Source organism: Microcystis sp. M109S1, assembly GCF_020247025.1.
Classification (GTDB): domain Bacteria; phylum Cyanobacteriota; class Cyanobacteriia; order Cyanobacteriales; family Microcystaceae; genus Microcystis.
On record NZ_JADBRW010000242.1, the window covers coordinates 1 to 16714 of the forward strand.

Annotated in this window: 13 protein-coding genes; 8 read left to right on the forward strand and 5 right to left on the reverse strand. The window is 41.5% G+C overall.

All coding sequences use genetic code 11. The annotated features are described in order from the left end of the window. Positions 1 to 118 precede the first annotated feature (118 nt). On the reverse strand, positions 119 to 343 hold the full coding sequence (locus tag IM322_RS12125; RefSeq protein WP_287677084.1) for a ferredoxin family protein: 225 nt from the start codon (positions 341 to 343) through the stop codon (positions 119 to 121). 72 nt (positions 344 to 415) lie between these two features. Continuing rightward, positions 416 to 2101, reverse strand: a complete 1686-nt coding sequence (locus IM322_RS12130) for a glycosyltransferase (protein WP_287677081.1) — start codon at positions 2099 to 2101, stop codon at positions 416 to 418. Positions 2102 to 2297: 196 nt separating this feature from the next. On the opposite strand from IM322_RS12130, the gene tyrS reads away from it, so the two are divergent. Beyond that, positions 2298 to 3515, forward strand: coding sequence for a tyrosine--tRNA ligase (gene tyrS / locus IM322_RS12135; protein ID WP_287677079.1), 1218 nt, complete (start codon positions 2298 to 2300; stop codon positions 3513 to 3515). Positions 3516 to 3531: 16 nt separating this feature from the next. Here the strand turns inward: tyrS and IM322_RS12140 are convergent, their stop codons facing one another. Then, on the reverse strand, positions 3532 to 3768 hold the full coding sequence (locus IM322_RS12140; RefSeq protein WP_287677077.1) for a ferredoxin-thioredoxin reductase variable chain: 237 nt from the start codon (positions 3766 to 3768) through the stop codon (positions 3532 to 3534). A 232-nt stretch (positions 3769 to 4000) separates the two neighbouring features. Here IM322_RS12140 and IM322_RS12145 point away from each other — a divergent pair, with 232 nt between their 5' ends. Next, a complete protein-coding gene (locus IM322_RS12145; protein ID WP_287677075.1) occupies positions 4001 to 4831 on the forward strand; it encodes a hypothetical protein in 831 nt (276 codons plus the stop codon). Here IM322_RS12145 and IM322_RS12150 read toward each other — a convergent pair. Next, positions 4806 to 5723 carry an alpha/beta fold hydrolase gene (locus tag IM322_RS12150; RefSeq protein WP_287677072.1) on the reverse strand — a complete coding sequence of 306 codons (918 nt, stop codon included), beginning with the start codon at positions 5721 to 5723 and terminating at the stop codon, positions 4806 to 4808. The genes IM322_RS12145 and IM322_RS12150 overlap by 26 nt on opposite strands. Before the next feature lie 257 nt (positions 5724 to 5980). Here IM322_RS12150 and IM322_RS12155 point away from each other — a divergent pair, with 257 nt between their 5' ends. The 3 genes from IM322_RS12155 to ppk1 all read left to right on the forward strand — a co-directional run bounded on the left by IM322_RS12155 (position 5981) and on the right by ppk1 (position 10691). Further along, entirely contained in the window at positions 5981 to 7318 is a 1338-nt protein-coding gene (locus tag IM322_RS12155) for an AAA family ATPase (RefSeq protein WP_287677070.1), read from the forward strand. Continuing rightward, positions 7315 to 8160 (forward strand): DUF4435 domain-containing protein, encoded by an 846-nt coding sequence (locus IM322_RS12160; protein ID WP_286824902.1) that lies wholly within the window; start codon positions 7315 to 7317, stop codon positions 8158 to 8160. The genes IM322_RS12155 and IM322_RS12160 overlap by 4 nt, the downstream gene beginning before the upstream one ends. Before the next feature lie 362 nt (positions 8161 to 8522). Continuing rightward, positions 8523 to 10691 (forward strand): polyphosphate kinase 1, encoded by a 2169-nt coding sequence (gene ppk1 / locus IM322_RS12165; protein WP_287677068.1) that lies wholly within the window; start codon positions 8523 to 8525, stop codon positions 10689 to 10691. 496 nt (positions 10692 to 11187) lie between these two features. Here ppk1 and IM322_RS12170 read toward each other — a convergent pair whose 3' ends face one another. Continuing rightward, a complete protein-coding gene (locus IM322_RS12170; RefSeq protein WP_286826533.1) occupies positions 11188 to 11403 on the reverse strand; it encodes a hypothetical protein in 216 nt (71 codons plus the stop codon). A gap of 439 nt (positions 11404 to 11842) precedes the next feature. Between IM322_RS12170 and IM322_RS12175 the strand changes: the two genes are divergently transcribed. The 3 genes from IM322_RS12175 (at position 11843) to IM322_RS12185 (ending at position 16192) form a co-directional block, all read left to right on the forward strand. Continuing rightward, positions 11843 to 12148: a CU044_2847 family protein gene (locus IM322_RS12175; RefSeq protein ID WP_149107204.1), complete on the forward strand. Its 306-nt coding sequence runs from the start codon at positions 11843 to 11845 to the stop codon at positions 12146 to 12148. A 9-nt stretch (positions 12149 to 12157) separates the two neighbouring features. Then, positions 12158 to 13453, forward strand: coding sequence for a serine protease (locus IM322_RS12180; RefSeq protein WP_287672835.1), 1296 nt, complete (start codon positions 12158 to 12160; stop codon positions 13451 to 13453). 189 nt (positions 13454 to 13642) lie between these two features. After that, positions 13643 to 16192 carry an AAA family ATPase gene (locus IM322_RS12185; RefSeq protein ID WP_287713222.1) on the forward strand — a complete coding sequence of 850 codons (2550 nt, stop codon included), beginning with the start codon at positions 13643 to 13645 and terminating at the stop codon, positions 16190 to 16192. Positions 16193 to 16714 lie beyond the last annotated feature (522 nt).

Sequence of the window (16714 nt, forward strand, 5' to 3'; positions counted from 1 at the left end):
GATAACTGATAACTGATAACTGATAACTGATAACTGATAACTGATAACTGATAACTGATAACTGATAACTGATAACTGATAACTGATAACTGATAACTGATAACTGATAACTGATAAATTAGGGAGTTTTTTGTAAATCGGGACGTTCTTCTGGCAGAATTGCACCTTCGACGGGGCATACTTGTAGACAGATACCACAGTCGATACAAGTGGCAAAATCAATCCAATACCAATCGGTTCCTTTAACATTTTTACCCGGTCCCGGATGGATGCAAGCAACAGGACAAGCGGAAACACAATCGGCAACCCCTTCACAAGTTCCAGTGACGATCGAATGTGGCACAGTGTTTTCTCCTCTAATTCTTAACATTACTTTACCACTTTTAGGCGCGTTCGGAAACTTTCCCTTAATTCCCTAAAATATTGGCAGTTTTTTCTTGATCTTAGCAAGAAGTAAAATAGAAGTTTTCGCTAGGGTTTTTACTATTCCCTTACGGGAGGACAAATAGTTAATTTCTTCCTGTAATTTCTGATTATTTTTCTGGAGATAATTATGATTATTTTCTAATTCTTTTAGGGATATTTCCATCCCTTGCATAGTATGATAATCTTGCTGTTGTTTCAGATACATTATCTGTTGTGCTTCCTGTAATTTTCTTAACTCTAACCAGACTTGATTCTGACTTGATTCCTTAGTTTCACTGAGCGCATACCAGAGAAAATCAGTGATTTCTTCCGCTATTTTTTGATTAACTTCAAAAAACTCGATAATATCAATTTTTTCGCTGGAAATTTTGGGGTATAACTTTCTTAAATCTTGGGCAATATCAGAGGAAAAAGCGATGATTCTAGAAGCGGATAAAATTGCATAGTGTTTTTCTAAATCTACTGGTAAATTGCCGTTTTCTTCTGGGAATTCATAAGCAAGCAAAAGTAGAGAAGGAGTGTTTAAGGGACTGGTATAAAAAGTGGAAATAAATAAATTTGCTTGTAGGCGATCGCAAATAGCTTGAATTTTTCTGGCATCCTTTCCCGTACAATTATAATCGTAGTATTCCGCTGGCCAATATTTAAATTCTTCCCATCTTGGTGCGGTGTTATTTCTATCTAAAATAACAATGTGTTGACTAAATTCTAATTGACTCCAATGCTCTAGAATTGAAGACCAAATCCTGGCTAATTTTCCTTGATCGATTTGAAAGATCACGCCATCAATAACAATAATTGGGCATCTCTTCTGGGAGATAGCTTGAATTGTTTGCAATTTTTCTCGCTCATCTTCCTGTAAAATTATGCCTAAATCTTCCATCTTAACCAGATTTGTTTTAATTTCTATATCCTTAATGTCTGGGTGAGGAATTTCATAGATTTTACACACTTGATAATGTTCCTGTAATGCTTGACCATTACTGCCATGTTCTAAACCTTGCAGATTTAGATAATATAACCCTAAAATCTCAGGAATTAAAGCCATTTTTTCGCCTTGAATGCCGATTCTTAACCAAAATTCGTAATCACCAGCACAGCGAAAATTTTCCTGAAAATAACCATATTTATCGTGCAGCATTTTTCGCCACATTGGTTGAGAACCCACACAACAACCTTGACGCATCTGTTGATAGGAGTAATTTGGCCAATTCCAATGTTTTAAAGCTGGGGTGGTGGCAAAAGTATCATTTTTGATGGTGGTAATTAATTGATCGGCATAAACCAAGCTAATCTCTCTATTGTTATCTAGATAATTAGCCATAATTTCCAGAGCATTAAAACAGCGACGATCATCAGTATTCCCATTGGTGATATAGGAACCCCTAGCTAGTTTAATAGCACGATTCCAAGCGCGGTAGAGGGTTTCTCGTTCTCTAGTTCTCTGGTAAATAATATTAGGATAATTTTCTTGAAACTCTTGGATAATCTCCCCTTCATTCTCCGGAGAAGCACTATCGATAATAATAATTTCTACTTCTCCCTTTTGATAAAGAGTTTGAGTAACTAAATCCTCTAGACAACCCCGGATAAACTCCGCTGATTTATAGGTAGAAACAATTACAGAAACTTTGATCCTCTGCACTGGTATAGAGTTATTAAAACTAGGATTCATCGGCTTATCTGATCGCAATTCAAGACAGGGAAATTTTTTGATAATTTTGAAAAAGAAGATTTTAAGACTCTATATTCGATCGGGAGAATTGTCAAGATGTTATCGACTCGTATTGGGATACCAGTTTATTTACCTTTGGCTTGTTACTTGACATACTAAAAAACTATAATAGGAAGGCTGTGGAAAATGAGCAACAATGACCGTATCTTCCTCCCTAGACTGGCTAACCCGTGGAACCAGTGACCTATTCCCCCATCAACCCGACTCCCAAGCTCCTAGGGAAAATTTAACCCAACTACTGCAAACTACCGATCGCCCTTTAAGAATTAAACTAGGTATTGACCCCACTGGCAGCGATATTCACCTAGGTCATAGTATCCCTTTTCGGAAACTGCGTGCTTTCCAGGATGCCGGTCATGTAGCAGTGGTGATTATTGGCGATTTTACCGCTAGAATCGGCGATCCGACCGGAAAATCGGAAGTTAGAAAACAATTAACCATCGAAGAAGTGAGAGCCAATGCCGAGAATTATCTGGCACAATTGCGCCCAATTTTAGATTTTAACACGCCTAATCGCCTAGAAATTCGCTATAACTCGGAATGGTTGGGGAAATTAGACCTATCGCAAATTCTCGAACTTCTCTCCACCATGACCGTCGGGCAAATGTTGGCAAAAGAAGGCTTTTCCGAACGCTACGACCAGGAAAACCCGATTTTTCTCCATGAATTTCTCTATCCCTTAATGCAGGGTTATGATTCCGTAGCTGTCGAGGCCGATGTCGAATTGGGAGGAACTGATCAAAAATTTAATATTGCCGTCGGTCGTGATTTGCAGAAATATTTCGGTAAGAAACCGCAATTCGGGCTACTTTTACCGATTTTAATCGGAACCGATGGCAGTCAAAAAATGTCCAAATCCCTGAATAATTATGTGGGATTGCGGGAATCGGCCCTGTCCATGTACTCGAAACTGGAAAAAACCCCCGACGCTTTGTTAAAAGATTATTACGAACTATTGACAAATTTGCCCTTAGATGCTATGCAGAGTAATCCGCGAGAGGCACAAAAACAACTGGCGATCGAGGTAGTTGCCCAGTTTCACGGAGAAGAGGAGGCATTAAAAGCACAAAAAACGGCGCAGGAGATAGTTCTACAGGGAAATACGGCAGCAGCTGCTTCTGTACCCGAATTTTCCCTAGCAGCGGTCACTTTTCCCCTGAAATTATTCTATCTTCTCTCGGCCACTGGCTTATGTAAAAGTAGCGGCGAAGGGAGAAGACAGATTCAGGGGGGTGCGGTGAGGATCGATAGCGAGAAAATCACCGATGTGGACAAAAGTTTTGAGACAGCCGAAGCTTTAACGGGAAAAGTCCTACAGGTGGGCAAAAATAAATTTATTCGCTTCGTAGCTTAAATAAGCGAAAAAGTCCCTATTCGGCGGCTTTTTCCACGATTTCTAACTCAAAATCTCGAAAATGGGCTTTAAACTTTTTACTGAACTCGACGAGGACGGGTAGGTTGGCGCTAACCGGTCTACCACGCCATTCGGTGACAATCCCTTTTACCTCTCCCTCTAGTCCTTTCACGTCAAAAGGACCCGATTTGTGTTCAGGATGGTGATAAACTACCACAGACTCAATTACACGAACTCGATCGCCAACTTTCATAAACTCTCTAGCGAAGACAAACGCCTATTGTATCTTTGAAGACAATCTTATCATTCTACGCCGTATCAGGGAACGGGGAACTGAAAACTCTTAAGATTGAAACCTAGAGCCTGAGCTTTTTTCTCCAGTTAACGGAGGCAGGGGGCAGGAGGCAGCGGGCTGACGGCTAAAAAACTGATAACTGCTCACTGATTTGATAGCATGGGGGAAAACCTATAGAGAGTGAAGCGGTATGAGTGACTATAAAGATTCTTCTTCCATGCGCTATTTCTTGGCAGGATTAAAACCCTTTGCCCAACCTTTATTTTGGCTACCGTTAGGAATATTTTCCTTGGCTCTAATTGCTTTGTGGGTATATCAACAGAATCCTGAATGGTTGGGTTCGGTATTAGATACCCCAGGAATGTCCTTGGAGGAGCGGGAAATCCGGGCTAACCAGATTACCGATACTCCTCTCCCCACTACTGTACCATTGCCGGCCATTCCTGCTCATAATAATACCGCTCGCCCGAACAAACCGGCCTCGACGCAGCCTTTTGACCCTTTAAATACTAATCCCGATAACAACCAGAAAAGCTCTTTATTCAGTCCGTTAATGCCGCAGACTAAGCAAAATCAGCCACCGAAGGCTAGTAAAAGTCTGCAACCGATTCAAGTGCGACCGATTAGTGGCGACACTAGCAATTATCCTTTACAAAGGGAAATCGAAAATCGCTCGCGGACTAATAACTTGAATAATTTTGCTAATCCCAACCCCGGGGGCAGCCCGAATCAAGTCAACCCCCAGGGGAATAATTCCCCTGAGCAACAAAATGTTCCACCCCCATCCTCGTGGAATAATGCCAACCCTAACCCGGTCTCTGGCTCTAGTAACCAATCCAATTATTATCAACCTCCTGTATATCAGGCCCCCGTCTACGGCAGTCAACCTAACGTCACTGGTTATCCCAATCAGGGAATGCCACCTAACAATAATGGCACCCCCAATCAAGTCCCACCTGAAAGTATTAACCGGGGTTTCTCCATCCAACAACCCATTAATGCCCAGCCTTCTGGTTACTAGAGGAACTTTGAGCTTGCAGGAAGTCTAATAAAATCGGATTAACTATTTCTGGGGCCTCGTCCTGGGGACAGTGGCCTAAACCGGCTAAGGGGATAAACTGTTTTACGGTCGGGAATCGTGCTAATTCTCGGCCCAAGGCCAAGGGCTCCCAGGGATCCTCGCTACCCCAAAGCAGAATAGCTGGACAGGGGAGAATCGGCAGCAGGTCTTCCGGCAGTGGGCCGCCAGAATAACCGGTAAAAGCGAGGAAAACCTCGATCGCTCCCTGATCTCTGGCGGGTTTTAAGATTATTTCTACTAATTCCTCCGTTACCGCTTCCGAGCGCCGATAAGCTTGCAGGAGAATTTTACGCACTGTCTGGGGTTTAGCGATCTGTTGGAAGAAAAAAGCCCCAATTGCTTTATTTTTGAGAATTATTTGGGCAATATCCGCCCCGAAACGACGATACCAGGGTAATTTACCCCGTTTTCTTTCGTGCAGTAGTCTGAGGGAACAATTAATCGCCGCCACCCCAAGGACAAAATCGGGATGATCGACGGCAGCCTGCATGATGGCCACACAACCGATAGAATTACCCGCCAAAAAAGCAGGACCCCCCACCACTTCCCGACAAAAATCGGCAATTTGCGCCCCCCAAGTCTCGAAAGTGTAATCGATCTGGTTTTTTGGTTCGGGTTTGTCGGAACCGCCAAAACCAATTAAATCTAGGGCAAAACAGCGACATTTTTCGCCTAAAACGGGGATATTTTTCCGCCAATGTCCCCAAGATGCCCCAAATCCATGCACAAGCACGATCGCTGGCCCTGTCTCCCCCGCACTTTGATAGGTGATTTTGAATCCCCGCCAATACCAGATTTTTGGTTGTGTCTCTAATCCTAGAATTTGCTGCATATTTTTGTTTATCTGTAAAGCATTTGTTGCTTTTCTTAATATATACTGTCAGGTTAAGTGGCGGCTAGGAGAAGGGACTGGGTTGTTAAAGTTCGATCGGGAGTTAATCATACTATTAAAAAGGGATTTGGTATAATACAGTGTCTAGAGGCGTTTTTTGAAAACGTCTGCCAAAATTTCTAGCTTCAACGCCTCGATCCTCTCAAGTTATGAGTAGTAGAGTGCGTCTAAGTTTAATCGCTTGCTCCCGGGAAATTATGAGAATTAAACAAATTACAGTTAAGCATCTTTTTGGCATATTTGACCATACAATTAATCTCAATATGGAGGAAAGAATAACTATTATTCATGGTAAAAATGGCTTTGGGAAAACCTCAATACTGCGATTGGTCAATGGTTTTTTTAACTTAAAGTATTCAGACATAAGAGCTATTCCCTTTCAAAAATTTACTATAATTTTTGACGATAAAAGCTTTGTGGATGTTGTCAAAGCTTCCACCAGTAAGAATAAAAAAAGTAATGCAAGACCAAAGATTAATTTTAAGTTTACTTCCTCCGATCAAAAAGAAGAACCGACTTTTTCTCCTAATTTACCAGACGGGAAAACAATCTCTTTCCCTCTCAGCATGATAGATGATGTCATACCCGGTTTAGATAGAGTTGGAGCAGAAAAATGGATATATACCCCCACAGAAGAAATTCTCGATCTAGAAGATATTTATGAACGATTTGGAGAATATTTAACCAAGCAACTCCAGAAAGAATATAAAGAATATCCTGATTGGTTAAAGAAAATTCTAGACTCTATTAATGTTCGTTTTATTCAATCACAACGTCTATTAGATATTTCCAATAGTGCCAAAATTGGCAGAACTATAAGGATGCCGATGACATTGTACTCTGTGGCCAGCTATTCTCAAGATTTAGCAGAAAATATTCAAACTAAATTAGCAGAGTATGGACAACTATCTCAAACTTTAGACCGAACCTTTCCGGCGAGAGTTGTACAAAAAAAGGCATCATTGACCGATGATGAACTAAAGGAAAAAATTGATCAACTTGAAAGGGAAAGAAATCAATTAATTAGCGCAGGACTGTTGAAAAAAGATGAAGATTCTAACTTTCAAGTTAAAGATAGTATTGATGATAGCACCAGAAAATTATTATCGGTTTATATTGAGGATGTAGAGAGAAAGCTCAATGTATTCAATGACATTCATCCTAAAGTAGAGCTATTTAAAAATATAATTAATAAAAAATATTCTTTCAAAAGTGTTACTATTGATCAAGGCAAAGGATTTATCTTTACTACCGAGGAAGGGGAGGTTTTATCGCCAACAGATTTATCTTCTGGGGAACAGCACGAATTAGTAATTTTATATGAATTGTTATTTAAAGTTAAACCTAATACTTTGATCTTAATTGATGAACCAGAAATGTCACTTCATATTTCATGGCAGCAGGAATTTTTAAAAGACTTACAGGAAATTACGAAACTTTCTGAGTTAGATATTTTGATGGCTACCCATTCTCCTGATATTATTAATGATCGTTGGGATTTGACAGTTGAATTAGAGAAACCAAAACAAAAATGAAAGATCAGATAACACCTGACAGAATTGCTAATAGCATTCGTTTACTACGCGGCGATCATGAGGGAGTTTTTTTAATTGTTGAAGGTCATAGTGATAAACTTATTTATGAGCGATTAGTAAACAAGCAAGAGGTTAGGGTGACAATTGCTTCTGGTAAAAATAATGCTATCAAAGCATTATCCATCTTAGAAAAAGAAGACAATTTTCGTCGAGTTGTTGCTGTTATAGATGCAGATTTTTCGAGAATAGAACAGCAAATTCCCGACAGTAATAATCTCTTTTTGACTGATGAACATGATTTAGAAATGATGTTAATTAAATCTGCCGCTTTCGATAAATTATTAAAAGAACGAGGAAGTGAAGAAAAAATTAAAGCTTTTACCGAAGATATTAGAGAAACTTTACTAAAGTTAGGGCAGGAAATTGGTAAATTAAGATGGCTATCTCTTAGGAATAAGTTAGATTTAAAGTTTGAAGGATTAAATTTTAAGAATTTTATTGACAAAGAGAATCTGTCAATAAATATTGACAAATTAATTATAAGTATCAAAAATCATTCTCAGAAACCGTCCTTAGATGAACAGCAAATTAAACAGGATTTATCGGTAATTAGCGATGAAAATCATGATCCGTGGCAGCTATGTTGTGGACACGATTTTATCGACATTTTAGCGATCGCACTCTGTAAAGTTTTAGGTACATGGAATGCTAATGATGTTAAAACAGAAGTCTTAGAAAGAGAATTAAGATTAGCTTATGAGTTATCTTATTTTTATCAAACACAAATATATCAACTAATGGTCAATTGGCAATCTAATCATCATCCTGATCAAATATTCTGATTCGGATTATTGCCTTACGTTTGAGATGATAGATTTAACCAATCGGCTCGACTTTGTGTTATAATCAAAGCAATGCTTTAAAGACGATATTCTCAGCAAATTATGCCTATTCTTCTTCCTTGCACTCTAATTTCACCGAAAGATTAATTTAACCTTGAGCGGTCGGGATTGATTTCTTAACCTTTTAATAAATTGATTTTTTCCCCGGTCAGGCTAGAATCAGTAGGATTAGCATCCAAGATAATCGGGGTAACTTTGGTTAATCTGGGGCAATGTAGCCTAAAAAACGCCCAAAATAGTCAAATTTAGGCTTAAGTGGCTTCTTTCTAACTGTTCAATCTACTATTTGGATATTAGACTCTATGACTAAAGCTCCTACCGTAACTTCCGAAATCGATCTTAAAGATTCGCAATATTACTTTAACCGAGAATTAAGCTGGTTAGAATTTAATCATCGCGTGCTTCATGAGGCACTTGATCCTCGGACTCCCCTACTAGAAAGATTAAAATTTACCGCCATTTTTTGTGCCAATCTCGACGAATTTTTTATGGTACGGGTGGCAGTTCTTAAACAACAGGTAGAAGCAAATGTAGCCGTTTTAAGTGCCGATGGCAGGACTGCCTCGGAACAGCTAACCGAGATAAGTAAGTGTCTGCGTCCCCTTGTCCAGCAACAGGATCACCTTTTTGAATACACCCTGAAAAATCTGTTAGTAGAACAGGGAATTCATCTGATTAACTATGTGGATTTACATCAAGAACAGCGCAATTATCTCCATGATTACTTTGAACAAAATATTTTCCCCGTTTTAACTCCCCTTGCGGTGGATCCTAGTCATCCTTTTCCCTATATTTCTAATCTTAGTCTCAATTTAGCCGTAGTCGTTCGCGATCCCGACACCGATAAAGAACTATTTGCCAGGGTGAAAGTACCGCAGGTTTTCCCCCGTTTTCTGGCATTATCCAAAGAATTACGCCACCAAGACGGAAAAGCTTCGATTTGGACGGGAGTACCGCTCGAACAGGTGGTAATGCACAATTTAGAGGCACTTTTCCCCGGCATGATCATTCAAGAATGTTATCCTTTTCGGGTGACGCGCAACGCCGATATCTCCGTCGAAGAAGATGAGGCCGATGATTTATTATTAGCGATCGAGGAAGAAGTACGCAAGCGCGGCATCGGTAAATCGGCAGTACGTCTGGAAATTCACAGTTCTACCCCTAGCAATATTAAAAACCGGATCATGCGCGATCTGGGACTTAAGGAGATCGATGTTTACGATGTGGATGGACTGCTGGGACACAAAGATTTATTTTATTTTATGTCTTTACCCTGTCCCGAACTGAAAGATCCGCCTTGGAATCCTGTCACCCCACCGGTTTTACAGGGATTGCGAGAAATAGTTGACGGTAACGAAGACGGGATCCTAGAACAGGATGGCGAAGATATTTTTACTTTAATTCGCAATAACGATATTCTCGTTCATCACCCTTACCATTCCTTTAGTGCCTCGGTACAACAGTTTATCGCCCAGGCTGCCCATGATGCCCATGTTTTAGCGATTAAAATGACTTTGTATCGCACTTCCGGAGATTCCCCGATTGTCAATTCCCTGATTGCAGCGGCGGAAAATGGTAAACAGGTAGCGGCGTTAGTGGAGCTAAAAGCCCGCTTTGATGAGGAAAATAACATTAATTGGGCGAAAAAGCTCGAACAAGCCGGAGTTCACGTTGTTTATGGCTTAGTTGGTCTCAAAACCCATACGAAAGTGGTTCTCGTGGTCAGAAAAGAAGGGGATAAAATCCGTCGTTATTTCCATATTGGCACGGGTAATTATAACCCAAAAACGGCTAAATTATACACTGATTTAGGCCTACTTAGCTGTCGCGAGGATTTAGGGGCAGATATCACCGATTTATTTAACTTTCTGACCGGATACTCCCGTCAGCAATCCTACCGCAAACTTTTAATTGCCCCGGTGAGTTTGCGAAAACGGATGTTAGCAATGATCGATCGCGAGGTCAAAAACTGTAAAAATGGCGGTACGGGGCGCATTGTCGCAAAAATGAACTCTCTTGTCGATAAACCGATTATAGAAGCCTTATACGCCGCTTCTCGTGCTGGCGTGCAGATTGACTTAATTATTCGTGGGATCTGTTGTTTACGGCCCGGATTGCCGGAAGTGAGCGAAAATATCCGAGTAATTAGCATTATCGGCCGCTTTTTGGAACATTCCCGCATTTTTTACTTCTACAATGGTGGTCAGGAGGAGGTTTATATTGGTAGCGCCGATTGGATGACGCGGAACCTGACTCGTCGCGTGGAAGCAGTGACACCCATCGATGAACCAGCGATCGCCAAGGAACTGGAAGAAATTCTCGGTATCATGTTGTCAGATAACCGGCAAGCATGGGAATTACAATCCGACGGCAGTTATATTCAGCGTCGTGCTGCCAACCAGGGACAGGAAAGCAGTACCCATGTAATTTTAATGGAAAAAGCCCTTAAATCTGCGGGTATTAGTCAATAGGAACAGTTATCAGTTATCAGTTATCAGTTATCAGTTATCAGTTATCAGTTATCAGTTATCAGTTATCAGTTATCAGTTATCAGTTATCAGTTATCAGTAGTCAGGAGACAGGAGATTATTTTTATTTATACTTCCCACACCCTACACCCTACACCCCACACCCTACACCCTACACCCCACACCCTACACCCTACACCCTACACCCCACACCCCACACCCTACCCCCACCGAAAAACTTTTTGCCGCAAACCCTAAGTAATCAGTGATCAGACGTGATAGTTAGTAAAAGTATATAGCGGTTCTCGCATCTGCGAGGCACACTTTAACCTTTGTTGATTAAGCTTTTCATGATTGAGAATGTACCTCTTGTGAACAGGAAACGCTATATTTAATCCTGCACACTTAAAAACTCACATCTGATAACTGATAACTTACCCACTGATAACTGATAACTGATAACTGAGAGGTGCAACCCTGGAAGTTCTCAGATGCTCTATTAAAGATCAAGAAAAGCCGTCGTTTTACGACGGGGTTTTAACCCAAATTTTCGATAACTCGTTTTTTTCTCCTGTCCTGACTTGAAAGAGGGTGTAGGGTGTAGGGTGTGGGGTGTAGGGAAAGAAACCTCTTTCATCTGTGGGGGTGAAAATTTTTTCATCGGGACTGACTTGATTAAACGCTGCACATAGGCTTGTTTGACAAACCAGGGCATAATTTTTTTCAGGACGATGACTGGTAAGCAGCCCGATAATTATATAGGGTCTGCTGAATAATGGTAAAACCCTTTTAAAATAAAGCTTTTGACCTGTTAAAGTCCGATGTTAGTGCAAGAAAATAGGATTGGGACTTTCAAAAACCTTGCATTATCCTTCTTGTAGTACATCGCTTGGTACAAAAAACAAGGGCAACAAAGCCTGAAACTCCTGACTCCTGACTCCTGACTCCTGACTCCTACCCCCACCGAAAAACTTTTTCAGCAAACCCTATATAGATTAATGGCAAAAAAGACTTGACAAAATCCCTCGATTTGACATATACTTTTTAGTATAATGGGAATCCGTGCCAAAATATATATAAGCCTTTTTAGTTCCCATATAAGTTTGTCCGAGAACCAATCGAGAAAACCATAAACGGGTCATTCGAGGAGCCTTATGCCACAATCTAGATCTGAGGTTATTTCAGTTAAAGTTAAAGAAAATGTCACCGTCTTAGTAGAAGCGAGAAGTTTCGGTGGTGAACGGGAAGTATCCGATCAATTATTTGACTTTCAAAGTGTGGCTGATACAATTGAGGCAATTACCGAATCGATCGCTGCTACGATAAATAAAGTGCAACCCAAAAAGGCCACCGTAGAGTTTGGGGTAGAAGTCACGGTAAAATCCGGTAAACTAACCGCTTTAATTGTGGAAGGTGAGGGAAAGGGAAATTTAAAAATTACCCTGGAATGGGGAGGATAAATTGATTAAATGCTTACCCCGGAATCTCTACCCTCGCACACTGTCAGGTTAAAGTTAATCTATGGGTCAGGAACAGGCTTTTTTGTGGGACAAGGGTTAATTTTGACCTGTCTTCATGTGGTGAAAGATGCGCGGGATAATCACGAGACTATCGAGATAATTTGGCAAGGTCAAATTTCTAGTGCCAAAATTATCAACTTGCCGAATTTAGATGGGATCGATTTGGCTCTTTTACAATTAAACTCTCCTTTAGATCACAAATATATCGATTTTGATCAAGATTTACAATTAACAGATAAATTATACACTTTTGGCTATACCAATGATTATCCGAACGGTGATCCTAGCGACTTTGAGTATATAGGTTTAACCGGGGATGAAAACCCCCTAATCAAGTTTAAATTAGGGCAAGTACAACCAGGTTTTAGTGGTTCACCGCTTTTAAATTTACGCACGGGGAAAGTGTGCGGAGTGGTGAATAAAACCAGAGATGAGTACAGTGATTTGGGAGGAAGAGCGATTCCAGTTCAGACTATTTTTAAATATTTTCCGCAATTACAACCCCAAAAAAATGCCAATAATCCTTTTATACCCACTTCCGGAGGTATTAAAGAAATTCAGCAGATTTTTGGACGGGAACAAGAAATTAAAGATATTTTTGAGGTTTTAAATTCCGGCAGTAGTGCTGCTATTATCGGGGAAAGGGGAACGGGAAAAACCACCCTGCTTTGGGGAATTTACCATCAAGCAAGGGAGTATTTACTTAGTCATCGACAACCCTTGTATCTCAACTTAGAAGGATTAGCAGGAGATAAGGATTTTTATTATGAATTATGTAATCAGATTGGTATAGCTGCGAATTACGATAAACCGCTCAAAGGAACTAGATTAACTAGGGAATTAGAAAAACACAAAATCCTGTTATTATTGGATGTGGTAGATAATATGACTCAAAAATATTTCAGCTATCAGCTTAGAAGTCAATTAAGAGAGTTAGCCAATCGTCCCGATCCACCTTTAAGATTAGTAGTAGCGGCTAATCGTCCCCTTGATGTTTTATTTCCTGATAACAAAAGAGGTGACTCACCTTTCGAGGGAATTTGTCAACAATTTCCGATTAAATTATGGGATGAAGCTAAAATTAAAGAGTTTATTAGTCATCGTCTAAGTCAAACTGGAGTGACTTTTACTGAGGAGGAAATAAGTTCTCTTGTTAGGCAAAGTCAAGGAAAGCCGCGAGAGGTGATGCAAAGTTGTTTTAAACTTTATCAAACCAAAGTCAATAACTCAGCATCCCGAACTTAGGTTATAACTAAACAATAAGTTGATTTAATTTTTGGTTTGATCCTACCTTGATAAGGGGGGTTTGCTCGTACCTTGATAAGGGGGGTTTGATCCCCCCTGCCCCCCTTGATAAGGGGGGTTTGATCCTACCTTGAGTAACACCTAACTACTTAATAAACCATCACCGGGTAAATAGCCAGAGATAGAAATATGAAGGAAAGCACCGTCCCCAGAATTAATCTCGCCCCTAAACTCAAACGCAATTTATCTTTATGGAATCCCTTTGATTATCTTTTGCTGTTGTACTGGGTGTTTTATTTTCCCCAAGCAATAGGCTGGTATGTGGAAACGAGAGGCGGCGGCGATAAATTCCAAGAACAGAAAACATGGCGCGATAGAATGCAATTTCTCCGCGACCATCCCGTACAATTGCGTCTAGGGATTCAGGGTATTCTCTTAACTGTAATTACCGCTCTAATTATCTGTAGCATAGCGGCAAATTTAGGACTTTCTGTTAATTGGGTGGGCGTGGCGTTCGGCGTGGGGTTGGGCGTGGTGTCCGGCGTGGGGTTGGGCGTGGTGTCCGGCGTGGGGTTGGGCGTGGTGTACGGCGTGGTGTCGGGCGTGGTGTGGGGCGTGGTGTGGGGCGTGGTGTGGGGCGTGGTGTACGGCGTGGTGTCGGGCGTGGTGTCGGGCGTGGTGTACAGCGTGGTGTGGGGCGTGCTGTGGGGCGTGGCGTGGGGCGTGGCGTGGGGCGTGGCGTCGGGCGTGGCGTCGGGCGTGGTGTCGGGCGTGGGGTGGGGCGTGAGGTTGGGCGTGGGGTTTATATTCGCCTTTTTCCGTCTTGATAATTGGCTAATCGGGCTTTTTGCTGGCCCTCAAGGGCGACTTTTTCCCCGTATTACCCTTCTACCGCTGCTGGGGTTAACCTCGACTCTACAACAATGGTTACAGCAAGACTGGGAAACAGCTATTAATAACCTCAATCAATACCTTCAGTACAGCCGCCAGTTTATTCCTGTCCTTGTCGCCGTTAATCGCGTTTTATCGCAATTCCCAGAGGCAGAAATTATCTATCGGGTCTCCTGTCTGGCAGAAAATCCCTCCGATTGGCAATTGTTAAAATATGCGTCTGCGAAACCGTTTTCTCTTCCTCGCAGCAAAATCCGTCTAGATACTCCTGCTCGCGCCGCTGCTGCTGGTTTTTGGTATCTTCACCAACAGGAAACCGAAAAAGCCGAAAAAGCCTTTGCTGTGGTACGTTCCCTCGCCTACGGGGAAGAAATGTATAGCCTAGCCCACACTTTACACCGATTTAGTCAAGCAGCAACTCTCGATAGTATCGCTTCCCTGAAAGTTGCCCCTATTGCCCCAGAACCGTCATTACGTCCGCAAACTTGGCAAGCTATCAGCAGTTTCAATCGAGTTATCGCAGAAATGGCTTTAGTCCAGAGAAGTTACTCCCAACAGACTAGATCCCTCGCTCTTAATCGGATTATCGGGGAATTAAGGGATATAAGCGACCAACAAGCGGCCAATTTACCCCAAGCAGAAAAAGAATTAATCCTTTCCATGGCCGAAAAATGGGCAAAAATTAGCACATCCATCGCGGGAACGGTGGGAACGGTGACTATTACCCAACCGATTACTAATCCCTACATTATCGGTGATCCGGTGATCGGTAAACGCTTTGTTGGTCGTGGGGATATCCTGCGGGAACTTCAGTCAATGTGGTCGGGAGATAACCTATCCTCCGTGGTTCTCTATGGTCATCGTCGCATGGGTAAAACTTCGATTCTACGCAATCTGGAGGCCTATCTCCCACCAGATGTCTCGGTTATCTACATTAATTTACAGCGCGTGGCCACAGTAACCAGCCTAGCCGAAGTCCTCCTGAATATGGCTGAGGAAATCGCCCAAACTTTAGCAATTGATGCCCCAGAAGAGGAAAAAATCTCCCAACATCCAGAAATGTATTTTAATCGTTATTTAGATCGTCTGATAAGCCAGATTCTGCCGGAAAAAGCCAAAACCGGTTTAATTATTGCCCTCGATGAGTTCGAGATAATTGAGGATTTAATCAAAGCGAATACCCTCCCCCGGAATTTCCTCGGCTATCTGCGTTCCCTTGTCCAGAGTAGTCCGCGTCTAGCTTTTGTTTTTGCCGGATTACATACCCTAGAGGAGATGACTGCCGATTATTTTCATCCTTTTTTTGGCAGTGTTTACCCGATTCCAGTTAGTTTCCTCTCTCCGGAGTCCACTCGCGTTATCCTCGCTAATCCCGTTGGGGAAGACGAGGATTTTCCCCTAGACTATACCCCAGAAGCTTTAGACAAAATTTATCAACTTACCCACGGTCAACCCTATCTAGTGCAACTTATCGGGTTTCATCTGGTACGTTTTTATAATAAACAGGTCTTTGAGTTGCAACGTCCCCAAGATATTCGTTTTCAGGTGGAAGATGTGGAAAAAGCTATCGATGACGAGTTTTTCCAAAGGGGGAATTATTATTTTACGGGTGTCTGGAAACAGGCTAAACAAGATGCGGCCGGACAAGGGGAGATTTTAATAGTTCTTTCTCCCCATCTGCAAGGATTAACCCGGGCAGATTTACTGTCCAGCACCGGATTAACTGCCACAACTCTCGACCTGGCCCTAAAAACCCTTGAAAATCATCATGTCATCGAATGCCAAGACTCCTGTTATCAGATTGCTGTGGAATTATTCCGTCGTTGGCTATCGGCAAAAATGGCCTAAATTCTTTTGTTATCGGTTACTGTCTCTTGTGTGATCGCTAAAAGGGATTTTTCTACGGTTAAATTTTTCTCTAATATCTTAGTCCCCAATAGGGGGGTTACAGGGCAGCACGGATTCCCACTATAACAAAATAATAGAACAAATCTGGGAATTTGTCAAGGCCTTGGCAATTTTCCGGTTAAAATTGTTTGTTGAGATGGGGTAAGGGGCAAGACCCGCCCTGCCCCGACGAAAAACTTTAGTATAATCAAGAATATTTAAGTAAGTGGTTTCAATTAAATTGAAGATAGATTTTGTCCTTGATCCCCCCTGCCCCCCTTGATAAGGGGTGTTTTGATCCCCCCTGCCCCCTAGGGTTGATTCATTTAAATTAAGTACAGCTGATTTTGAGTCAATAAATTTGACCGAAGATTCTCAAGTTTATCTTTCTCTAACCAAAAGAGTTAGTCACAATAACTAATCTTTAATCCTCTGCCAATATTTATTATGAATAAATTGATAAAGCTTGTTCCCAAGCCACTA